General features: G+C 70.5%; 16 protein-coding genes and 1 pseudogene. 8 read left to right on the top strand and 9 right to left on the bottom strand.

Translation table 11 applies throughout. From position 1 onward, the window contains the following. Positions 1-128 precede the first annotated feature (128 nt). The 5 genes and pseudogenes from AB0C20_RS03445 to AB0C20_RS03465 all read left to right on the top strand — a co-directional run. Entirely contained in the window at positions 129-746 is a 618-nt protein-coding gene (locus tag AB0C20_RS03445) for a R3H domain-containing nucleic acid-binding protein (protein WP_091397533.1), read from the top strand. A gap of 4 nt (positions 747-750) precedes the next feature. After that, positions 751-1,605 carry a 16S rRNA (guanine(527)-N(7))-methyltransferase RsmG gene (rsmG, locus tag AB0C20_RS03450; protein ID WP_357178704.1) on the top strand — a complete coding sequence of 285 codons (855 nt, stop codon included), beginning with the start codon at positions 751-753 and terminating at the stop codon, positions 1,603-1,605. Positions 1,606-1,861: 256 nt separating this feature from the next. After that, positions 1,862-3,187, top strand: a complete 1,326-nt coding sequence (locus AB0C20_RS03455; RefSeq protein ID WP_357178701.1) for an AAA family ATPase — start codon at positions 1,862-1,864, stop codon at positions 3,185-3,187. Positions 3,188-3,214: 27 nt separating this feature from the next. Further along, the gene (locus AB0C20_RS03460) at positions 3,215-4,231 is read left to right on the top strand and encodes a ParB/RepB/Spo0J family partition protein (RefSeq protein ID WP_357178698.1); all 1,017 of its coding nucleotides are present in this window, start codon (positions 3,215-3,217) and stop codon (positions 4,229-4,231) included. A 1,374-nt stretch (positions 4,232-5,605) separates the two neighbouring features. Further along, positions 5,606-6,196: pseudogene (locus AB0C20_RS03465) on the top strand (hypothetical protein); the annotation flags it as partial. A gap of 752 nt (positions 6,197-6,948) precedes the next feature. Here AB0C20_RS03465 and AB0C20_RS03470 read toward each other — a convergent pair. Together AB0C20_RS03470 and AB0C20_RS03475 are read right to left on the bottom strand one after the other, a co-directional pair. Beyond that, positions 6,949-7,950 (bottom strand): D-alanine--D-alanine ligase, encoded by a 1,002-nt coding sequence (locus tag AB0C20_RS03470; RefSeq protein ID WP_357567209.1) that lies wholly within the window; start codon positions 7,948-7,950, stop codon positions 6,949-6,951. A 7-nt stretch (positions 7,951-7,957) separates the two neighbouring features. Continuing rightward, complete coding sequence (locus AB0C20_RS03475) at positions 7,958-9,271, bottom strand: PLP-dependent aminotransferase family protein (RefSeq protein ID WP_357178693.1); 1,314 nt, start codon at positions 9,269-9,271, stop codon at positions 7,958-7,960. A 294-nt stretch (positions 9,272-9,565) separates the two neighbouring features. Here AB0C20_RS03475 and AB0C20_RS03480 point away from each other — a divergent pair, with 294 nt between their 5' ends. Beyond that, positions 9,566-10,231 carry a GNAT family N-acetyltransferase gene (locus tag AB0C20_RS03480; protein WP_357178691.1) on the top strand — a complete coding sequence of 222 codons (666 nt, stop codon included), beginning with the start codon at positions 9,566-9,568 and terminating at the stop codon, positions 10,229-10,231. A gap of 14 nt (positions 10,232-10,245) precedes the next feature. Here AB0C20_RS03480 and AB0C20_RS03485 read toward each other — a convergent pair whose 3' ends face one another. From AB0C20_RS03485 to murJ, 7 genes are all read right to left on the bottom strand, one after another. Continuing rightward, the gene (locus AB0C20_RS03485) at positions 10,246-11,409 is read right to left on the bottom strand and encodes an N-acetylmuramoyl-L-alanine amidase (RefSeq protein ID WP_357567211.1); all 1,164 of its coding nucleotides are present in this window, start codon (positions 11,407-11,409) and stop codon (positions 10,246-10,248) included. A 171-nt stretch (positions 11,410-11,580) separates the two neighbouring features. Further along, a complete protein-coding gene (gene trxA, locus AB0C20_RS03490) occupies positions 11,581-11,904 on the bottom strand; it encodes a thioredoxin (protein WP_357567213.1) in 324 nt (107 codons plus the stop codon). 31 nt (positions 11,905-11,935) lie between these two features. Next, entirely contained in the window at positions 11,936-12,886 is a 951-nt protein-coding gene (gene trxB / locus AB0C20_RS03495) for a thioredoxin-disulfide reductase (protein ID WP_210818226.1), read from the bottom strand. A gap of 183 nt (positions 12,887-13,069) precedes the next feature. After that, positions 13,070-14,092, bottom strand: coding sequence for a hypothetical protein (locus tag AB0C20_RS03500; RefSeq protein WP_357567216.1), 1,023 nt, complete (start codon positions 14,090-14,092; stop codon positions 13,070-13,072). Then, positions 14,089-14,799, bottom strand: coding sequence for an RNA polymerase sigma factor SigM (sigM, locus tag AB0C20_RS03505; RefSeq protein ID WP_357179479.1), 711 nt, complete (start codon positions 14,797-14,799; stop codon positions 14,089-14,091). The genes AB0C20_RS03500 and sigM overlap by 4 nt, the downstream gene beginning before the upstream one ends. Positions 14,800-14,842: 43 nt before the next feature. Then, complete coding sequence (locus tag AB0C20_RS03510) at positions 14,843-16,450, bottom strand: protein kinase family protein (RefSeq protein WP_357178681.1); 1,608 nt, start codon at positions 16,448-16,450, stop codon at positions 14,843-14,845. A 446-nt stretch (positions 16,451-16,896) separates the two neighbouring features. After that, positions 16,897-18,654: a murein biosynthesis integral membrane protein MurJ gene (gene murJ / locus AB0C20_RS03515; RefSeq protein WP_357178677.1), complete on the bottom strand. Its 1,758-nt coding sequence runs from the start codon at positions 18,652-18,654 to the stop codon at positions 16,897-16,899. A gap of 126 nt (positions 18,655-18,780) precedes the next feature. Between murJ and AB0C20_RS03520 the strand changes: the two genes are divergently transcribed. Together AB0C20_RS03520 and AB0C20_RS03525 are read left to right on the top strand one after the other, a co-directional pair. Further along, on the top strand, positions 18,781-20,241 hold the full coding sequence (locus AB0C20_RS03520; RefSeq protein ID WP_357567218.1) for a CCA tRNA nucleotidyltransferase: 1,461 nt from the start codon (positions 18,781-18,783) through the stop codon (positions 20,239-20,241). 320 nt (positions 20,242-20,561) lie between these two features. Further along, positions 20,562-22,661, top strand: a 2,100-nt coding sequence (locus AB0C20_RS03525) for a S8 family serine peptidase (RefSeq protein ID WP_357567220.1), incomplete at its 3' end; no start/stop codon positions are given.

A 22,661-nucleotide genomic window follows, 5' to 3' on the forward strand; every position in this document is an offset into this window, starting at 1 on the left:
CCGCGCACCGCGCGGCCACGGGCGACACTGCCCGTACAGACGTGCCCGTGGGCACCGGCGACCTCCAGCCGGCCCCGGGAAACCAGTCGGACCCGACGGTCCGGCCGAGCGAGTACGGAGATGAGACCGTGACCGAGACCAGCATCCCCCGCGCCGAGCAGTCCCTGGACGAGGAGGAGACCGCCACGCTCGCGGTGGACGGCGACGACACCGAAGCCGATGACACCGAGGCGGACGACGACACCGACACCGCCGCCGGCACCCGGGTGAAGAAGGCTGTGGGCGAGGGCGACCTGTTCCGGCAGAGCGAGATCGCCGCCGACTACGTCGAGGGCCTGCTCGACATCCTCGACTACGACGGCGACATCGACGAGCTGGTCGCCGCCGGCCGTCCGATGGTCGAGGTGGTCGGCGAGCGCCTGCAGAATCTGGTCGGTCAGCGCGGGGCCACCCTGGAGGCGCTCCAGGAGCTGACCCGCCTCGCCGTCTTCCGGCAGACCGGTACGCCGAGCCGTCTGCTGCTCGACGTCGGTGGCTACCGGGCGAACCGCCGTAAGGAACTCGCCGCGGTCGCCAAGAACGCCGTCGAGAAGGTCAAGGAGTACGGCGAGCCGGTCCGCCTGGAGGCGATGTCCGCGTTCGAGCGCAAGTGCGTGCACGACGTCGTCAACGCCATGTCCGGTGTCGCGAGCGAGTCCGAGGGTGTGGAGCCGAACCGGCGCATCGTCGTACGGCCGGCGGACTGACCGGGTGACCCACGACGACATCACGGCCGATGCCGTGTCCGGCCCGGGCGGCACGCCGCCCGGGCCGTCCGCTGTCAGCCCCGCCACCGTCGACGCCGATGCCGAATCGGCCGGGCGAGACAGCGCCCCGTCACCGGCCGACGCGGCGTTGCCGTCCGAGTTGGCCCCGGCCGCGCTGACCCTCTTCGGTGACCGACTCGACCTGGCCGCCGCGTACGCCGAACTGCTGGCTACCGACGGAGTGGTCCGCGGCCTGATCGGCCCCCGGGAGGCACCCCGCATCTGGGATCGGCACCTGCTCAACTGCGCCGCGGTCGCGGAGCGGATCCCGTCCGGCGTGACGGTGCTCGACGTCGGCTCCGGCGCCGGTCTGCCGGGGCTCGTTCTGGCAATCGCCCGCCCCGACCTCACTGTCACCCTGATCGAGCCGTTGGCCCGGCGGACGTCGTTCCTGATCGAGGTCGTCGAGCGGCTTGGTCTGGCCAAGTCGGTACGGGTGTTCCGCGGCCGGGCCGACGAGGCGGCCAGCGGGTCGAGCGGCCGGGAGCCGATCAGCGGAGACGTGGTGACCGCGCGCGCGGTAGCGCCCCTGGACCGGCTCGCGGGCTGGAGCCTTCCCCTCGCGGTTCGCGGTGGTCGGCTGCTGGCGCTCAAGGGCTCGTCCGCCGCCGCCGAGATCGAGGAGCACGCCGACGTGGTGGCCCGACTCGGCGGCGGGGAGCCGACAGTGCAACTCTGCGGCGTCGGGGTGATCGATCCGCCGACCACCGTCGTGGAGATCGTGCGCGAGCGGATGGTCGGCCCGGCCCGCCCGGCGGCCAAGAAGCGCGCCCGGGGCGGACGCTCCCGCCGAGGTTGACACTTCGCGCCATCGGGCTTCCGGCCGGTGGGTTGCCTCGTTGTACCGGTACGGATGGACGAGGGGATGAGAACCCGACGTGGACCGGCCGCGCCCGTCCGCCGTAGGCTGACCGCGCGTCGATAGTGTGGAGCGGGTGACGGACGTCGCGGGTCTCCGACCGCTCCCGCGGGCCGTACGCTCCGGGTTGCGGGCGAGGATGCGGCCAAGTTGACCGGGGCGCGGACCGACCATCCGAAGCGGGCAGGGATGACAGGTGCATGACGACGGCAGGTACGACGATCCACGCGTGACCGGGTCGACCAGCGATCCCGTTTCACGTGAAACCGACTACCCGAGCTGGTCGCCCGGCGCGACCGGGCCATCGACCCGACCTACCGACGGCGATCCGCCGGCACCGCTCGACGCGCCGTTGGGCGCAGGGCGGCCGGAGGGCTTGGCCACTCCGGAGCCGGCGAGTGGTCGTCGGGCGCCGGAGGTGTCGAGTCGGCCGGTCAACGCCGCCGAGGTGCGGTCGACCTCGGGTCGCCGCAACACCGCCGCGGCGGTTCGCTTCGAGGCGGCCGTCCCACATCAACCCACCGCGGCTGCCGTTCGGGATGCCGCGCCGGTGGTCGCCGACGCACCGGTCGCTTCGACCGAGTCGTTGGCCGCCGTGGCGGCCGATCCCACGTACGTTTCACGTGAAACCCCGACGCGCGAAGAGGATGACCCACCGTTGGCTATGGAGGCGATGCGCGCCGTGCAGATCCTGAATCCCAGTGGCGAGGTGACCATGCCTCGGCCGGACCGGACCCGGGTCATGTGCGTCGCCAACCAGAAGGGTGGCGTGGGTAAGACCACCACCACCGTCAACCTTGCGGTGGCGCTCGCCCTGCACGGCAACCGGGTGCTCGTGGTCGACCTCGACCCGCAGGGCAACGCGTCGACCGGGCTCAACGTGCCACACCACACCGGAATCCCCGACGTGTACGACTGCCTGATCAACAGCGTGCCGCTGGCCGAGGTGGCGCAGGCGGTCGAGGGCATCCCCAACCTCTGGTGCGTACCCGCGACCATCGACCTGGCCGGCGCGGAGATCGAGCTGGTGTCGGTGGTGGCCCGGGAGTCGCGCCTGGACCGAGCGATCGCCGCCTACCCGGGCGAGTTCGACTACGTCTTCATCGACTGCCCGCCCTCGCTCGGCCTGCTCACGGTCAACGCTCTGGTTGCCGCGCAGGAGGTGCTGATCCCGATCCAGTGCGAGTACTACGCGCTGGAGGGGCTCAACCAGCTGATCAACAACATCAACCTGGTACGCCAGCACCTCAACCCGAAGCTCGATGTCTCCACCATCCTGCTGACCATGTACGACCGGCGCACCCGGTTGGCCGACGCGGTCGAGCAGGACGTCCGGAACCACTTCGGCGACAAGGTTCTCCAGGCGGTCATCCCCCGCAACGTCCGGGTCTCCGAGGCGCCGAGCTACGGCCAGTCGGTGATGACCTACGATCCCGGTTCGCGGGGTGCCACGAGTTACTTCGAGGCCGCCCAGGAGATCGCCGAGCGCGGCGTCAAGGAGCCGGTGGGCCGGAATGCGTAGTGCGGACGAGTCGCTGGGAGGCGTCGCATGAAGAACCGTCCTCGGGGCGGTCTGGGTAGGGGCCTGGGGGCGCTGATCCCGACCGGGCCGGCGCCGGCTGCCGCTGGCACCGCGACGGCCGAGCCGGAGAACGAGCATCTGGACGACGCGGGCACCGTCGCCGTCGACGCGGTGCCGGCCGGAGCGCCTGTCCACGAGCCGGAGCCCGTGCTGAGCCCGGTGCCGGGTGCTCGATTCGCCGAGATCCCGGTCGACGCGATCATGCCCAACCCGAAGCAGCCCCGCCAGGTCTTCGATGAGGAGGCGCTGGAGGAGTTGAAGACCTCGATCCAGGAGGTCGGCTTCCTCCAGCCCATCGTCGTTCGGCAACTCGACGACGAGAAGTACGAACTGGTGATGGGCGAGCGGCGCTGGCGGGCCGCCCAGGCGGTGGGTCGGGAGAGCATCCCGGCGATCGTCCGGGACACCCGTGACGACGCGATGCTCCGCGACGCCCTGCTGGAGAACATCCATCGGGCGAACCTGAACCCACTGGAAGAGGCCGCCGCCTACCAGCAACTGCTGGAGGAGTTCGGGGCCACCCACGAGGAGTTGGCCCGCCGGATCGGCCGGAGTCGCCCGCAGATCTCCAACACCATCCGACTGCTGAACCTGCCCGCGCAGGTGCAGCGCCGGGTTGCCGCCGGCATCCTGTCGGCGGGGCACGCACGTGCCCTCCTGAGCCTCGACGAGGCGGAGGCGCAGGAACAGTTGGCTCTGCGGATCGTGGCCGAGGGACTGTCGGTTCGGGCGACCGAGGAGATCGTCGCCTTGGCACTCAACGACGGTCCGGCGAAGGGTCAGGCCGCGAAGCGGCGACCCAAGGCACACGCGCCGGCTCTGACCGATCTCGCCGACCGGCTGTCCGACCGCTTCGACACCCGCGTGAAGGTGGACATCGGCCGGAGCAAGGGCAAGATCACGATTGAGTTCGCGACGGTGGACGACCTTGAGCGGATCGTCGGGATCATCGGAGTGCAACAGGAGGAGGGCGGGGAGGACTGACCCCCCGCTCGCCCACGGCCGCGCCACCCACTGGGGGCGCGGCCGTTCTGCGTTCCGGGGTCGTCGCGTTTCACGTGAAACAGCCGGACGGCGCTGATTCGGCCGGTCGGCATGCCCTGTGGGTTCGTCGTCGTCCTCAGCTCGTCCAGCAACCCGGCGCACCCCTCTGACGGCAGGAGGCGTCGGCGGAGAGCGGTGAGCGGATGGATCGGTCGCGTCGACCCGCACGCGCCGCAGGACAATCCCAAGGGCTGCGGGCTGCGGGCTGCGGGCTGCGGGCTGCGGGCTGCGTGCGCCAGACGGCACGGTGATGGGCGGGGAGCTCCGGCGTGGTGAGCGGTTAGTGGCGAAGCCGGAGGCGGTGGCGGGCCACTGGCCGCTTGGTGAGTGCGGATGCCGAGCGGATCCTCTACGCGCGTCGCAGAAGGCTCGGGAATGGTCCACTCGACCGCAACCACCCCCGGCGTCGATCAAAGCGCCAGCGAGCCGCTGAGTGGCGCGAAACGGCGTCTCCGTGGTCATCGGCAGGCGGGCAGAGGCTCACCCTCGCGGCGATTCCGGCGGAGCAGCCTCACGGCGACCTTGGCGGGAGTCCGCCGGGTCGCCGCGTTGCTGGACCGTCGAACCGCAGGAACTGGGGTGTACGCGCCATAGGCGAGCGGGAACTCGGCCCCGGAACTGCCGGCTCGCCTTCGCTGCCCGGCGTTGAACCGCCGGACCGACTTCGCCGCCCGCTCTCCCCGTTTCACGTGAAACCGAGTCAGCGCTTCGGTGTCGCCGAACGAAACCACCGGAGTCGAAGCGGCGGCCAAACGAAATCGCTCCCGTCCTCCGACGCTCGACGCCTGCGCTGCGAACCGACCTCCCCTGGCCTTGGGCGTCCAGGCCGTCCGGTCGTCCGGGTGTCCAGGCCTCCGGGCCGCAAGGGCCGAGGTCTGTGTTGACGCGGGTCCGCGAACGAGCCAGGGCAGTCACCGCTGACGCGTTCCAAATGGGCCGGCGAGCGGTCATTGGCGGCTGGGTACCGCCCCGGCGGCGGCATGCGGCGCCGATCGGAGGGCGCCCGTCCAGCTCCACACCTGTTGATCATCGATTCCGCCGATTTGGCGGTTCGCGGACAACGACCGACCGGCCGAAAAGTTATCCACACCGGTTGTCCACAGGCACCCCCCGTTTCACGTGAAACAGCGCGTGGGAGCGGGTGTGAGCCTGTGGATGACGGCCTGTGTTCAGGATCTCGGCAGCCTGTGGATATCGCCTCTCGGTGCCCTGCGCGACCACGCGCACCCGGTCGGCGACGGACGCCGATCCGGCGGCCCGGGACCGCTCGAACAGGTAGGGACAGCGGTGCCAGACTCGGTTAGGGTCAGCGTCGTGCACGACAACCCTCCCTCAGTCCCGGACTTCACCCAGTGGCCGTCATTTCCCTTCGAGGGTGACCTCCACGTGAAGCAACTCGATGATCCGGTCCCGGTCGAACCGCCCCGGAAGGGTGAGGGCCTCCGGGAATGCACCGCCTGCAACGCGCCCGACGACGCCTACATCTGGGTGGGCGAGCGGTGGCGGGTCCGCGCCATGGACCGACCCACCGGCCTGCCCATGGTGCTCATCCTGGAATCGCGCACCCACCTCGACCTCGGCGACCTGCCGAACCTGCTGGCCGCCGAGCTGGGGGTGATGACCGTACGTCTGGAGCGGGCCATCCGGTCGCTCGACGGCGTGGCACGGGTGCACGTCAATCGCTGGGGCGACGGCTCGGCTCATCTGCACATGTGGTTTCTCGCTCGCCCATACGGCCGCCTTCAGTTGCGGGGCACGTTCCTGTCCCTGTGGGACTCGATCCTGCCGCCGATCTCCGAGGCGCAGTGGCGGGAAAATCTGGCGCTCGTCGCGGCCTGGCTCGCCGAGTTCGGTGGCCGCCCGCTCGCCGAGCCCCCCCGCATCCAGTGGCAGGCGCCGTCCAGTCTGCTGGCCCAGTCCGCTGCCGCGGATGCCGCTGCCGCAGCGGAGGCTGCCTCAGCGGAGGCAGCCGGGACGGAGACCGTCTCGGTCATCGAGGCGGCAGAGGAGATTCCGGAACCGGCGCTCGACTCCATCCCTGATCGGACCGACGCCGACAACAGTCCCCGTACCGAAGCGGTCGCGGAGCCGGGCACCGGTGCCGGCTCGACCACGACGACCGTCAGCGGCCGCGCGTCTGAACCGGCCCCCACGGTGACGGTCAGCGGTCCGGCGGCCGAACCCGCTCGGACGGCATCCGCCACCAATCTGCCCGGCACCCCGGCCTCCGGCACCCGGGACTCCACCGCCGCCGCATCCGGCAGCGCCGCATCCGGCAGCGCCGCATCGGGCAGCGCCGCATCGGGCAGCCACGGACTCCAGGTTGGCTCTGCGGAGGTGCCCACCGACAGACCCCACGTGGTCGGCTCGGCAGAGAAGCCCACCGGCGGGCCCGACGTCGGTCCGGCGAGCGGAAGCGCCGACGAAGCTGGTTCCGCCAACCCGGCCGCGTCCCCGCCCACCGGGGGCGCCTCCGGAGAAGCCGTCAGCAGGACCGCCCCCGAGAAGGACGCCGGCACTCCGGGCGCGGCCGCGCCCACCAACGGCAGCGGCACACCCGACGTACGCGCGACCCAGTGACCTGCAACCGGCCATGAGGTTGACCCCGAGGGCCAACCTCATGGACGGTGCTGCGGTGCGACGGGTTGGCGGGTAGCTCAGTGCTTGGTGAGGCGGGCGGCTGCTCGGGCGACCAGGGTGCCGAGGAGCCGGCCGAAGTCCAGCCCGGCCGCCTGCACGGCGAGCGGAAGCAGTGACGTCTCCGTCATGCCTGGCGAGACGTTGACCTCCAGCACGTGCGGCTGGCCGGCCGCGTCCACGATCACGTCGACGCGGGAGAGATCCCGTAGCCCGAGCGCGGTGTGCGCGGCGAGGGCCACGTCAGAGACAGTGGCAGCCACCTCCGGGTCCAGCCGGGCGGGGGCGTGCCAGGTGGTCCGTCCTGCTGTGTAGCGGGCGGCGTAGTCGTACACGCCGTTGCGCGGCACGATCTCCACCGGGGGCAGTGCCTGCGGGCCGTCGCCGAGGTCGACGACGGAGACCGCCACATCCATCCCCGGCACGTACCGCTCCACGAGCGCCGTGGAGTAGTACGCGAAGCAGCCGACCATCGCGGCGGGCAGCGCGGAGGCGTCCCGGACCACAGCCCCGCCGAGCCCGGACCCGCCCTGCGCCGGCTTCACCATCAGGGGTACGCCCAACCGGTCGACGATCCGGTCCAGGACGGCGACCGCGCCGAGCTCGGAGAAACGATCGTGCGGGAGCGCGACCCAGTCGGGGGTGGGGATGCCGGCCTCGCGGAGCACCGCCTTGGCCGAGGGCTTGTCCCAGGCGACCCGGGAGGCCCGAGCATCGCAGCCGACGTACGGGACGTCGCACAGATCCAGCACCCCGCGCAGTGAGCCGTCCTCGCCGGTCGCGCCGTGCAGTGCGATCACCACAGCGTCCGGCGGGTCGGCCGCGAGCGACGGCAGGAGCGCCACGTCCGCGTCCCGCAGCTCGGCCTCCACCCCGACGGCGCGTAGCGCGTCGAGCACCCGACGACCGGAGCGCAGTGACACGTCTCGTTCGTAGGAGAGCCCACCGGCGAGCACCACGACGCGCAGGTCGGCCGAGATGGCGGAATCGGTCACGAGGAGGTGCTCGGCGGTCGTAGCCATGCCGGCATCATGCCAAGTCGGGCCCGGGCACGTCGGAGCCGGCCCGGCCGCGTCGGCCGGCGGCGCCACCCACGGCACCGAAGACCCGGCGCATCGCGATCTCCTGCTCCATCACACCGGCCAGCCGGCGGACGCCCTCGCGGATCCGCTCCGGCGGCGGGAAGCTGAAGTTGAGCCGCATGGCGTCGGTGCCGGTGCCGTCGGCGTAGAAGCCGGTGCCGGGAACGTAGGCGACCCGGGCGGCGACCGCTCGCGGCATCATGGCCTTCGAGTCGAGCCCGTCGGGCAGGCTGGCCCACACGAAGAGACCGCCGGCCGGTGTCGTCCAGCTGGTGCCCTCGGGCATCAGGTCGGCCATCGCGTCGAGCAGCGCGTCGCGGCGTTCCCGGTAGACCTCGCGATAGACCTTGAGCTGCTGCCGCCAGGGCATCGTGGTCAGGTAGGTGGCCACCGCGGCCTGGGCGAAACCGCTGGGGCAGAGGATCTGCGCCTCGCTGGCGATGACCAGTTTGTCGCGGACCGCGTGCGGCGCCAGGATCCAGCCGACCCGCAGCCCGGGGGCGAAGGTCTTGGAGAAGGTACTGAGGTAGAAGACGCCGTCGCGGCGGCGGGCCCGCAGGGGGGCCGGGGCCTCACCCTCGAACCCCAACTGGCCGTACGGGTCGTCCTCGACGACGAGCAGGCCGGCGCGCTCGCAGATGTCGAGCACCCGTTCCCGGCGCTCCTCGCTGAGCGTCACGCCGGTCGGGTTCTGGTAGGTGGGGATCGTGTAGAGGAACTTGACCCGCTGGCCCGCGCGGGCCAGGTCGGCGATGGCCGTCTCCAGCGCCTCCGGGATCAGCCCGTCCGCATCCATAGGTACGTGGACGACCTGCGCCTGGGCGGCCTGAAACACGCCGAGCGCACCGACGTACGTCGGCCCCTCGGCGAGCACCACGTCACCCGGGTCGAGGAAGAGCCGGGCCACCAGGTCCAGTGCCTGCTGCCCGCCCACTGTGACCACGACGTCCTCCGGGGAAGCCCCGCACGCGGCGTCGATCCCGGAGAGCGACATCACCTCGCAGATCCGCTCGCGCAGCTCGAGGGTGCCCTGGCCGATGCCGTACTGGAGGGTGGTCACGCCGTGCTCGGAGCCGAGCCGGCCGAGCATCTCGCCGACCGCGTCCAGCGGAAGGGCGGCGATGTACGGTGCGCCACCGGCGAGCGAGACGACCTCCGGACGACTGGCCACCGCGAACAATGCTCGGATCTCCGAGGCGGTCATCCCGCGTACCCGCCGGGCGTACCGGTCGGTGTAGTCGTCGAGTGTCGTGCCGGTCATGACCTCACCTCGATCACTGCTCGAGTGGCTCCGCCCCGGGTACCCCGCACACCGCTGACCATGGCGGCGGACACACCGATTGTCGATCCTAGTCCGCCAGGGTCATGCTGCCGCGGTGCCGCAGCAGATCGACCACATGGCGGACCGTCCTCGGCGTCCCCCGTTGCGGTGGGCATTCGCGCGTCCCCTCCCGTATCGCCGATCGGCGGCGTACGATCGCTCGTCGGGGGCAGGAAGGCGGCGCTGTCGTTCCATGCCGGTCTCACCACCGAGCCTATTGTGGGGATGCTCCATATGTCGCGACGTCTGGTCAGCCTGACCCTCGACACGTTGGAAGACCTCCCGCGCCCGTGCCGACAATGCGTCTACTGGGAGCTCGATCCGGTCTCCGCGGACCGGGCCTGCGCCGCTGGCGATCCGGGCCTGGAGAAAGAGGCATGGGTCTCCCAGACGCTGCTGGAGTGGGGCTCCTGCGGCAAACTCGCGTACGTCGACGGCATGCCGGCCGGCTTCGTGATGTACGCCCCGCCCGCCTACGTGCCCCGGTCGATGGCGTTTCCGACCTCACCGGTCTCCGCGGACGCGGCATTGTTGATGACTGCCAACGTGGTCGCCGCGTTCTCCGGCGGCGGGTTGGGCCGGATGCTGGTCCAGGGTGTCGCCCGGGATCTGACCAAGCGTGGGATCAAGGCGATCGAGGCGTTCGGCGACGCCAAGTTCGGCGACACGGACGACCCCGCCGGCGGTTGCGTGGCCCCTGTCGACTTCTTCCTGTCCGTGGGCTTCAAGACCGTACGTCCGCATCCGCGCTTCCCTCGGTTGCGCCTTGAGCTGCGTACGGCGCTGAGCTGGAAGTCCGACGTCGAGTACGCGCTGGAGAAGCTGCTCGGGTCGATGAGCCCGGAAACCCTGCTCCGGCCGGTCCGTCCGGCTCCGGCCACCCGCTCGACCAACGGCTGACACCAGGCGGCGAATCAGTCGACCACGGTGCCTGCGGCCACCACGGCTCGCAGTTCGCTGACGTCGAGCGATCCGGTCGGGACGTCCCGTTCGATCGGGTAGTACATCCGCTGCACCGCTGCCACTATCGCCTCCACCACCCGATCCCGGAACCGGGGGTCGACAAGGTGGGCGCGGTCCGTCGGCGAGGTGAGATAGCCGACCTCGACCCGGACGGCGGGCATCCGTGTCAGTCGCAGCAACTCCCACGTCTTGGCGTGGGTACGGCAGTCCCGCAACCCGGTGCGGGCGACGATCTCCCTCTGCACCAGCCCGGCCAGGCGTTCACCGGTCGCCGAGGTCACGCCGTTGTCGGTGCCGTAGTGGTAGGTCGCGACTCCCTCCGCATCCGGGTTGGCGTGGCCGTCCAGGTGCAGCGAGATGAACACGTCGGCGCCGAGCGAGTTGGCGAGCAGGGCCCGGTCGGCGTCCGGCAGGCAACTGTCGGGCGACGGGCCCCGAGTGAGCTGCACTCGCACCCCGGAGGCGGCGAGCCGTCCCTCCAGCCGGCTGGCCAGGTCGTGCACCAGGTCCGCCTCGGTCCAGCGCAGCGAGCCGTCGGGCACCACCATCCCGGGATCGGTGCCGCCGTGGCCCGGGTCGATGACTACCGTCTTGCCGACCAGCGCCGGCCCGGACTGCCGGATCGCGTCGGACTCGCGGAGCCACTGCGGTCGGCCGCCGACCACCTTGCGGCCGATCCGGCGGAGCGCGTTCATCGTGTGTGGGCCGCAGGAGCCGTCCGGGGTGAGCCCGACCTCACGCTGGAACTGGGCCACGGCCCGCGACGTCCGGACACCGTAGATGGCGTCGGCACGGCCCACGTCGTACCCCATCTCCAGCAGTCGCTCCTGTAGCGACCGGACGTCCTCGCCGGTGAGCGGCTCGGGGACCGCGTGGTAGAGGGTGCGGGCGCCGAGCCGCCAACGGGCGGCATCCAGGGCACGCCAGGTCTCCGCGCCGACCCGGCCGTCCACGCTGAGCCCCCGCGACTGCTGGAACGCGCGGACCGCCCGCTCGGTGTCGAGGTCGAACTCGTCGGTCTGCGGGCCCGCGGCGGCCAGCAGTTCGAGGCCGGTCAGGATGGTACGGATCTCCGTGACCGCGGGTCCCCGGTCACCGGGTCGGATCGGACGCACGCACGACCCCCTCTGCACGACGCTGGCTGGCCGGGCGGCCCAGGCTTGAGGCTATGCGTTCCGGGGCGGCGAGGTGGCTGGGGCTGAGAAATACGTCGGCGGTACGGCCGGGAAGACACCGAACCCCGTACCCGGCGAGCGGGTACGGGGTTCGGTTGATGTTTTTGCTGGTCAGAGGGCCGATTCGATGAGCCGGACCAGCTCGCCCTTCGGCTTGGCACCGGCGATCGACTGCACCGCCTGGCCGTTCTTGAAGACGGTGAGCGTCGGCACCGACATCACCCGGTAGGCCCGGGCGGTCTCCGGGTTCTCGTCGATGTTGAGCTTGACGATGGTGACCTGGTCACCCATCTCCCGGGCGATCTCCTCGAGCAGCGGCGACACCTTGCGGCACGGCCCGCACCACTCCGCCCAGAAGTCCACAAGCACCGGCTTGTCGGCCTGCAGCACGTCAGCGACGAAGCTCTTGTCGGTGACCGCCTTGGTTGTTCCCACTATGCCCCTCCTCCGGGATGTGTTCCTTGTTTCAGCTGAGCGTCGCGATGAACCGCTCGGCGTCGAGCGCGGCGGCACAACCGGTGCCGGCCGCGGTGATCGCCTGACGGTAGGTGTGGTCGACCAGGTCACCTGCGGCGAAGACACCTGGCACGTTGGTGCGGGTGCCGGGGGCCTGGACCTTCACGTAGCCCTCGTCGTCCATCTCGACCTGACCACGGAAGAGCTCGCTGCGGGGGTCGTGACCGATGGCGACGAAGACGCCCGTCACGTCCAACACCTTGGTGTCACCGGTGTGCACGTTGCGGACCCGTACGCCGGTGACCTTGCCGTCGTCGCCCAGGATCTCCTCGACGGCGCTGTTCCACTCGACCTTGATCTTCTCGTTGCTCAGCGCCCGGTCGGCCATGATCTTGCTGGCCCGGAACGAGTCGCGGCGGTGGATGATGGTCACCGACTCCGCGAAGCGGGTGAGGAAGCTGGCCTCCTCCATCGCCGAGTCGCCGCCGCCGACGACCACGATGTGCTGATTGCGGAAGAAGAAGCCGTCGCAGGTGGCGCAGGACGAGACGCCGTGGCCGAGGAACTCCTGCTCGCCGGGCACGCCCAGCGGACGCCAGGCCGAACCGGTGGAGAGGATGATGGATCGCGCCCGGTAGGCGGTCTCGCCAACCCAGACGGTGCTCACCGCGCCGGAGCCGGCGTCGCCGGTGTCCACCAGCTCGACCCGGGTCACGTCGTCGGTGAGGAACTCCGCGCCGAACCGTTCGGCCTGCTTGCGCATGTTGTCCATCAGCTCGGGGCCGAGGATGCCGTCGGCGAAGCCGGGGAAGTTTTCCACCTCGGTCGTGGTCATCAGCGCGCCACCGGACTGCACGCCCTCAATGATCAGCGGCTTCAGGTTGGCACGTGCGGCGTAGACCGCCGCTGTGTAGCCGGCCGGCCCGGAGCCGATGATGATCAGGTTGCGGACCTCGTCCACTGCCGTCTCCCGAGTTGTGTGTGTTCGGCGTCGGCGCGAGCACCGATGCTGATCCGAGTCGCCGACGCCTGGGTGGGGCCGGCAGCTGACTTCCAGAACGTCATCGTACGAACCGGGGATTCCCGAGCCGGGCATCCGGTGGGTCAGGTCACGTGGGGGGTCATCGTGCCATTGACCGTGGATTCACCCTACCCGCGCCGAATACCGGCTGTCCGAGCCGGACCCAGGCACTCCGCACTCCGGGCCACTCACCCAGGCCCACCGGGCGCCGGTCGCGTCGGTGAAGTGGATGACCAGCGCCTGATCGCCCTGGAACCGCGCGTAGTCGATCACTTCGACCACCAGTGGGGCTGATCCGTGCTCCGTCGCGACGCTAGCCAGACAGTTGGTCAGCGCGGCCTCGTCGGTCAGCCGGGCCAGCTGGTCCGACCCGTCGGGAGAGGGACGGCGCCCGCCCTCGGCATCCACCTCCGGCTGCTCGCCCGGGGTGTTGCCGGTCGCCCGGCTGGCAGCCGGTGTGCTTGGCGCGTCCGTGCCGTAGGCGTTGCCGAGGGTCTGCGGGGTGTAGTTCGTACCACTGCGCAGTGCCGGCCCGGTGGTGCGGGCCGTCCCGGCCCCCGCGACGCCCTCCGGCGCGCTGGCCGGCTGGTTCATGGCGTTGGTGCCACCGGAGTCGTCCGACGCCCGCATCGAGAGCTGGTTGAGGCCCAGCGCGACGGCGATGACGGCGATCGCGGCGGCGGCCACTGGTGCGCCACGACGGACCCAGCCGCGCTGGCGGCGGCCCGGACCGGTGGACGCCCTACGCCCCGACCCGCCGGGCGTGGGAACGGGAGGCCGGCGACCGGCCCCGCCCTGGGCCGGTACGACCAACGGCGTCGCCGCGTCGCCGTCGCGATCGACGCTGGGCGCGCCGGCGGGTGCCTCCTCGGTCGACGTGTCGGTCGTCGGCTCCGCGGAGGCCAACGCGGCCAGGAGGCGGTCGGTGATCGCCGACGGCATCTCCGGGGACGGCTCGGCCCAGCGGGTCAGACCCGTCCGGACTTCGGCCACGGCGGGGGCCAGCAGCGCGTACGCCTCGGCCCAGGACGGGTCCGCGGAGACCAGGTGGGCGACCTCGTCCTGCTGCGGGGTGCCCTCCAACGCCCCGCCGAGGTAGTCAGCGAGGAGGTCGATGTCGACCTCCCGGAACCCCTCGGTCGTCACGTGTCCTCCTGGTTGGCGTCCCGCCGGTATCGACCTGACCCCGATCCGACGCCCTCCACCGGGCCGGGGTTCCCCGGCGTGACGCCGGGCACGCCCGTGATCGGGGCGGTGGGGTCCGGTCGGGCCGAAGGCGTCGCGACGGCGGCGGGGCGGAGATGCCCGAGCAGCACGGCCAGCCGCGCCCGGCCCCGAGCACACCGGCTTTTCACAGTGCCCTCGGCGACACCGAGGATGCGGGCGACCTCGGCGACCGGATAGCCCTGTACGTCGACCAGCACCAGCGCCGCGCGTTGCTCAAAAGGCAGCGCGGCGAGCGCCTCGCGGACCACCAGCACTGTGTCGTGGTCTGTTGCCGGTGCCGCCGGCTCCAGCCCGCCGGTGCCGTCGTCGGCCCGGTTGCCGTCGGGTAGCGGCACTGTGGGGTGCGCCTGCCGGCGTCGGATCCGGTCCAGGCAGGCGTTTACCACGATCCGGTGCAGCCAGGTGGTGACGGCGGAGTCGCCACGGAAGCGGGCCGCCGCCCGATGCGCCGACAGCAGGGCGTCCTGGAGTGCGTCGGCTGCCTCCTCGCGGTCGCCGAGCGTCCGCAGGGCCACCGCCCACAACCGGTCCCGGTGCCTGTGGAACAGTTCGGTGAAGGCGTCCCGGTCCCCGGCGACGTGCGCGCGCAGCAGCTCCAGGTCCCTCGCGGCGGCGCGCTCGTCCATCACCGCGGCCAGTGCGTGCGATGCCCGGATCGTGGTGCCCGGCTCACGACCCCTGGACCGTAATCTCCTGCACCCCCAGCTTGAACCCACCCTCGGCCGGAGCCAGCTCGGTGATCCAGAACAGCAGGTACTGGTATTTCTGGTCGGCGTCGAAGCCGTTGAACGTCATGGTGGTGCCGTCGTGGTCCTCGAACGGCTGGCCGATGGCGGACTTGTAGCTCGCGACCAACTGCTTGTCACCGTTGGAGCTGGACGGCGGGTTGGTGGTGCCGGCGAGCAGTTGGGCGGACGCGTTGGTGGCCGACAGCACTGCCTGCACCGACTTGACTGTGTGCGGCTGGCCGAGGTCGATCCAGACGCCCATGCCCTTCTTCAGGTTGCCGAAGTTGGGCCGGTCCCGGTAGGTCTCGGTCTCCCAGCCCTTGTCCTCGTCACCGTCGATGACCTTCTCGGCGCCGTCGACCTCACTGCGGTCCTTGCTGTCCGGGTCGATGATCCGGACGCTCTTGACTGTCAGCTTGCGGGCCGTCGCGGCGGCCGGGGTGGCGTCGCCGGCCGGAGCACTGGAGGTCGGCGCGGCGACCGGGTTGGACTGCGGGTCCTCGTCGTCGCCACCCAAGGCGATGATCCCGATCAGCAGACCGACCAGGGCGACGGCCAGCAGACCAGCGATGCCTACGGCGACCTTGCGGCCCCCGGCCGCAGCCAGCGGTGACGGCTCTTCCCCGGTTTCCGCGGCGAACCGCAGCGGCCCGCTGTTGTCGAGGTAGTGCTCATCCTCGGCCGGCACGTCGAGTCGCGCCAACTCCGCGGCGAGCACGTCGGAGGACGGCGGCGCGATCTCGGCGTCGAGCAGGTCCATGGTCAGGTCGTCCAGGTACGCAGGAACGCCCGCCCGAACCTGGCGCGGTGCCGCGATGGCACCCCCGGCGTCCCGAACAGCGTCCGGGATGGCGGCGCGGCCGTGGCCGGCGGTGGCGCCGTGCAGTGGTGCCTCCGCGTGCGGCCAGGAGCCGGTCAGCGCAAAGTAGAGGACACCGCCGACCGCCCGGATGTCGTTCTCCTGGCTGTCGGCGCCGTCGGTGCGGGCGTCGGCCAGGACCACCCGGCCCTCATCACTGATCATGACGGTGCCGGGGTGGACGTTGCCGTGCACCATGCCGGTGGCGTGCACCGCGGCGAGCGCGCTCGCGACGGCGTTGCCGATCGCGGTGGCCCGAGCCGGGTCCAGGGGGCCGTCGGTCGCCAGGTCCCGCAGGGACTGCCCGTCGACCCACTCGCGCACCACGTACGCCCGGTCGGCCTCGTCGATCGCGTCGTAGACGCCGACCAGGTTGGGGTGGATGACCCGGCTGGCCGCGACGGCGGCCTGAAGCATCTCGGTGGCGGAGTCGCCACCCGGGTAACGCAGCACCACGGCAACGGGACGGCGCAGGATGACATCGACCCCGCGCCAAACCAGCCGACCCGCACTGTCGTTGTTGATGTGCTCAACCAGTTCGTACCGCTCGGCGAGGACTTCACCGGCCGTGGGAGCACCGAAGGTCATGACCGGAGGAGCGCTTTCGTCCGCCTCCTGACCCTCGCCGACCTGGGTCACCCGTCCTCCCTCGGTGATCGTGTCGATCGATGAACCCGAACTGCTGGGCATGTGGCTTCCCGCTCTGCCGTTGAAGGAACCGGCCGACCGGTGTCGACGCCCAGCGTCGGCCCCTGCCGTACCCGTCGAGAGCGACCTTACCCGGGTTGCCCGTCTCTCCGACATGTCATCTTCCCGCCGTACCTGGCGGGGTTTCCGGCAGTCGAAGAGCTCGTCCGGTTACGACCGTTGTCAGCCACGTTGCTGGCACATGTACTAGCTAATCTACGGCTTCACCGCAAGTGACCGACGCCGGGGCTGGGCTGGCGTGGCGCTCGCGCTGCCTCGTACGTTCCCACCGATCGGGTCGCCACCCTCAGCCGTACGGTTGGTTATCCACAGGCCGAAGCGGCGGTTGACCGGCGAATCGCGGAGTTATCCACAGGCGCATCCCCAGCCTGGTGATCCGTAGTCACATTCGGTATGAGTGCCAACTTGTTGTAATCGAATGCGGACGTTCAGCGACCGAGACGGCGGCGAACCATCCCGACCACCTCGGTGATCTCACCGATCTTCAGCAGCATGGCCAGACCCAGATAGGTCCCGCCGATCACCACGCCGCCGATCACGAGCTGCACGACAGCCTGCATCCAACTTGGCCTGTCGCCGCCAGGCAGAAGGCTCACGACGAGAAGGCCGACCAGGGCGGCCCCCAACGCGGCGACCGCCACTCGGCCGAGCGTGCGCAGGATGGCGCCCATCCCGATCCGGCCTACGCGGGGCCGCAGCAGCCACGCGGAGGCGAAGGCGGCCGCCAGGTAGGACACCGCGTTGCCGATCATCATCCCGGCCGCGGCGAAGTGAGCGGCGAAGGCGACGTAGAGCACCACCTGCACGCCGATCCGCAGCGCGACCACCGGGATGTTGATCAGCGCCGGGGTGCGGGTGTCCGGCAGGGCGTAGAAGGCGAAGGTGAAGAGCTGACTGATTGCGAACGGCACCAGTGCCAGCGCCGCCAGGAGCAGCACCAGCGAGGTGTCCGCCGCGTTCTCGTCGGTGAACGCGCCGTAGCGGAACAGCGTCACGGCCAGCGGAGTCGCCAGTACCGCATAGCAGACCGCGATAGGGGCGAGCACCGCCGAGACGGTGCGCGTGCCTCGGGAGAGGTCGGCGGCGACATCGGAGTACCGGCCATCGGCGGCGGCCGCGCTCATCCGCGGCATGAGCGCCGTGATGATCGAAACGGCGATGATGCCGTGCGCCATCATCAGCAGCAGGAACACGTTGTTGTAGATCAGCGGACCGGCCGCGTTCTCCTTACCTGCCCGGTTCAGCAGGTTGAACAGCACGATCAGGCCGACCTGGCTCACTGCGACGTAACAGAACATCCAGCCGCCGAGACGCCCCAGCTCGCGCAGCCCGAGGGTGCGGAAGTCGAACCGGAACTTCCACCGGAAGCCGACCTTGCGCAGCGCCGGCAGCAGCCCGGCGGCCTGGATCGCGACGCCGACCAGGGTGCCGCCACCGATCAGCAGAATCCGGCCGGTGGTCATGTCCTCCGGCTTGACGATCTTCGCGCCGAAGATCGCGATGTACAGACCCGCGGTGGCGATCACCACGATGTTGTTCAGGATCGGCGCCCACATCGGCGCGGCGAAGTGCCCCCGGGTGTTGAGCACTGCGCTGATCAGCGCGCTGAGACCGGTGAAGAAGATCATCGGCAACATCAGGTACGACAGTGCCTTGACCAGGTCCCGGAAGTCGTCGCCCGTGTTGTCGCCGGCGTAGAGCTTGGTCAGCAGGCCGGCCGACAGCACGGCCAGCAGGGCTGCTCCCGCCAGGGTCAGCACCGCGAGGGTCAGCAGCCGCTGGGCGTACGCCTGTCCACCGTCGGTGTCGACCCTGCGCCGACGGACCAGCACCGGGATCAACACGCTGGTGAGGATGCCGCCGAGCAGGAACTCGTAGACCATGCCGGGCAGGATCTGCGCGGTGGTGTACGCGTCACCCACCAGCGCCCCGCCCAGCGCGGCGGTCAACGCCAACGTGCGCAGGAAGCCGGTGCCCCGGCTGACCAGGCTGCCGATCGCCATCACCGCACTGTTGGTCGCCGCGCTCGCCTCGCCGACCTGCTCCTGCGGCGGCGCTGTCGACTCCATGGCCGGCTGGTTCAGCGGCTCGGCGGAGATGAACGTGGCGCCGTCCCCGGGACGGGCACCGGGGCCGGGGCCGCCATCATTCGCGGCGTTGGCGCTGCGGTAGAGCCCGCCGCTCATCTCCAGCCTCCCAGGGGTACGTCGAGTCGGACACCGACCCGCACGCCACAGACCATAGTCAACCCCCACCCGTTACCCGCGCCCGGCGGATCGGATCACACCTGGGCCCGATAAGCTGGCGATCCCATGTCCGAAGCCTCCGCTCCTCACGCCGCCGACCGCCGCGAACTCACCGCCGCGCAGCGCAACGCCGTCGCCGAACTACTCCGGGTGTCCCCGGTCGCCGACGAGTTGGGCCGCCGCTTCGTCCGCGCCGGTCACGAGTTGCACCTGGTGGGCGGTTCGGTGCGGGATGCCCTGCTCGGACGACTCGGGGATGACCTCGACTTCTGCACCGACGCGCACCCCGACGAGACCCTGCGGATCATCAAGGGCTGGGCCGATTCGATCTGGGAGACCGGTCGGGAGTTCGGCACCATCGGCGCTCAGCGCGACGGCCTCCGACTGGAGATCACCACCTTCCGCGCGGAGTCGTACGACCAGGTCACCCGCAACCCGGTGGTGGTGTACGGCACCAGCCTCGACGAGGACCTGAAGCGGCGCGACTTCACGATCAACGCGATGGCGGTCAGCCTGCCGGAGCACCGGTTCACCGACCCGCACGGCGGGCTGGCCGACCTCTCGGCAAAGGTGATCCGTACCCCGAGCACGCCTGGTGAGTCGTTCGGTGACGACCCGCTGCGGATGCTGCGGGCCGCCCGGTTCGCCGCCCAGCTGCGTTTCGCCGTCCACCCGGACGTGCACCTGGCGATGACCGAGATGGCCGCCGACCTGGACCGGATCACCGCCGAGCGGATCCGCGACGAGTTCACCAAGCTGCTCTGCGGCGCGGACCCGATCACCGGGTTGCGGCTGTTGGTCGACACCGGGCTGGCCGAGCGGTTCCTGCCGGAGCTGACCGGGCTGAAGCTGGAGATCGACGAGCACGCCCAGCACAAGGACGTCTACGAGCACACGTTGACCGTCGTCGAGAACGCGGTCTCCTACGAGGAGGACGGCTGCGACTTCATCCTGCGGATGGCCGCCCTCCTGCACGACGCGGGCAAGCCGGCGACGAAGGCGGTCGGGTCCGACGGCCGGGTCAGCTTCCACCACCACGAGGTGGTCGGCGCCCGGCTGACCAAGGCCCGGATGAAGGCGATGCGCTACCCCAAGGACGTGACCGCGCAGGTGACCGCGCTGGTCGCGCTGCACCTGCGCTTCTACGGGTACGGGCGGGGCGAGTGGACCGACTCGGCGGTGCGCCGCTACGTCGCCGACGCCGGTGATCTGCTGCCCCGTCTGCACAAGCTGACCCGCTCCGACTGTACGACCCGCAACCGGCGCAAGGCCGCCCAGCTCGCGGCCGACTACGACGCGCTGGAGGATCGGATCGCCCGGATCGAGGCGGAGGAAGACCTGGCGCGGGTTCGACCCGACCTGGACGGCAACGCGATCATGGAGCTGCTCGGCGTTCCGCCGGGGCCGGTGGTCGGGCGGGCCTGGAAGCACCTCAAGGAGCAACGCCTCGAGCACGGCCCGCTGGACCGCGACGCCGCCGAGGCGGAGCTGCTGCGCTGGGCCCGCGCCGAGGGCATCCTCGGCTGACGCGCTCAACCTCGATGCTGGTCCTGTAGCGCGATCTGCCGTGGGGTGGCGGGAGCCGTCACTTGCGGGACGTAACCGACGGCGATGAAGGACGATGCAGACCACAGCTGTCCGCTCGCCGACGAAACGCGAGCGGATCGACCGAATGGCTGAGGTGTAGCGCTTTCATCGTCGTCCATGATGTCTGGGCGTCCGTCGGCTACCGGTGCATCGACACCGCCGCCGACCCCACCGCCCGTCCGGCCCTCCGGATTGGACGGGCGACGACCAAACGGGGAGATCACCTAGTGAAACGCCGTGGCGTAATACGCCGCTCGGCGGTGGCGAGCCTTGCTCTCGCCTCCGCAACCATCATCGTCACCGCTGCGACCGGTGGGGCCGCCATGGCCGAACCGACCGCTCCGCTGGCGCCGAAGCCCGCGAGCAAGTTGACCGCTCCCAAGCAGGACGGCCGGTTGGCCAAGGCCAAGCCCGCCGAGGTCGTACCGGATCGCTACATCGTGGTCCTCAAGGACAAGAAGACCACCCCGGCCAAAATCAAGGCCGCCGCTTCGGCTCTGGCCAAGGAGAACGGCGGCAGCATCCGTCGGACGTACAGCAACGCCCTCAATGGCTACTCCGCCGCGATGACCGCGAAGCAGGCCGGCCGGCTGGCCGCCGACCCGGATGTCGCATCCGTCGAGCCGGTGATCCGCTTCCACAAGAGCGGAACGCAGAGCGCGCCCCCCTCCTGGGGCCTGGACCGGATCGATCAGGTTTCGCCCAAGCTGAATGGCAGCTACACCTACCCCAACACCGGTGCCGGGGTGAAGGCGTACATCGTGGACACCGGCATCGACATCAACCACAGCGACTTCGGTGGCCGTGCCTCGTACGGCTACGACGCGATCGACCAGGACAATGTGGCGCAGGACTGCGACGGTCACGGCACGCACGTGGCGGGCACCGTCGGCGGCACCAAATACGGCGTGGCCAAGAACGTCAACCTGGTCGCCGTCCGGGTCCTCGACTGCGGTGGTATTGGCACCACCGAGCAGGTCCTGGCCGGGATCGACTGGGTGACCGCCAATGCGCAGAAGCCTGCCGTGGTCAACATGAGCCTCGGCGCGCCGTATAACCCGGACTACCCGGCGATCCCCAACGCGGTCAGCAACTCCATCGCCACCGGTCTCACCTACGCGGTGGCCGCCGGCAACGATGCAGACGATGCCTGCGCGTACAGCCCGGCCAGGGTGTCGGCGGCGATCACCGTCGGAGCCACCGACAGGTTCGACCGTCGGGCCGTGACCGAGGTATTCGATTCGAACTACGGTCCGTGTGTCGACGTCTGGGCTCCGGGCGTGGACATCGTCTCGGCGGCAAACGGGACCACCGACGGGTCGGTGGCCTCCAGCGGGACCTCGATGGCGGCGCCGCACGTGGCCGGAGCCGCTGCGCTGCTGCTTCAGTCGAACCCGACGTGGTCCCCGTCGCAGGTGCGCAACACGATCGTGACCCGAGGGCTCGCTGGCGCGGTGCTGAACCCGCAGGGCGGGGTGGACCGTCTGCTCAACGTCGCGTCGGCCCTCTCTCCGGCGCGCACCTCGCACGGCCTGCTGGCACGTTCCAACGGCTATTTCGTCTCCGCTGACGGCGCGGGCAGCAAGCCTCTGGCCGCCGTCGGCCCAGTGCTGGGCGGCTGGGAGAAGCTCGACATCGTCGACGCCGGCAACGGCTTGGTCGCACTGCGGGCGAACGTCAACGGCAAGTACGTCAGCGCCACCGGTGCCGGCAGCAAGCCACTGATCGCCACAGCCACGTCGGTGAGCACCTGGGAGAGGTTCCAGCTGGTTCACCAGATCGACGGCACGGTGAGCCTGAAGGCCACCGTCAACAACAAGTACGTCAGTGCGCCCAACAACGGTGGCCCGCTGGTTGCCAGCGCGGTGAACGCCAGCACCTGGGAGAAGTTCGACCTCGAAACGAACCTGATCGTCAGCTTCAAATCGGCCGTCAGCGGCAAGTACGTCTCCGCCGACGGTGCCGGGAGCAAGCCGTTGATCCCGTTGGTCGCGTCGGTGAGTACCTGGGAGAAGTTCGAGCTGTTCGATCTGGACTACTACGGCTACTTCGGCCTGCGTTCGTTGGCCAACGGCAAGTGGGTCTCGGCGACCGGTGCCGGATCGAAGCCGATCCTTGCTTCGGCCCCCGCAATCGATGACTGGGAGGTCTTCAACTTCTGGCACCGGGGTGTCGGGACCACTGACGGGTCGGGCTGGATCTTCGCGTACGTCGACGAGCAGGCGGTCAGTGCCGGCAGCGCCGGCACCAGCCAGCTGATCCCGAACTCCGCCCCACCGAGCCGGCAGGCGCTCTGCGCGCAGGGCCGGGTGCCCGACTGCGGGCAGATCAAGTACGAGCCGCAGAGCGTCGAAGGGCCC

The sequence above is a fragment of the Micromonospora sp. NPDC048843 genome (genome assembly GCF_040649965.1).
GTDB classification, from domain to species: Bacteria; Actinomycetota; Actinomycetes; order Mycobacteriales; family Micromonosporaceae; genus Micromonospora; species Micromonospora hortensis.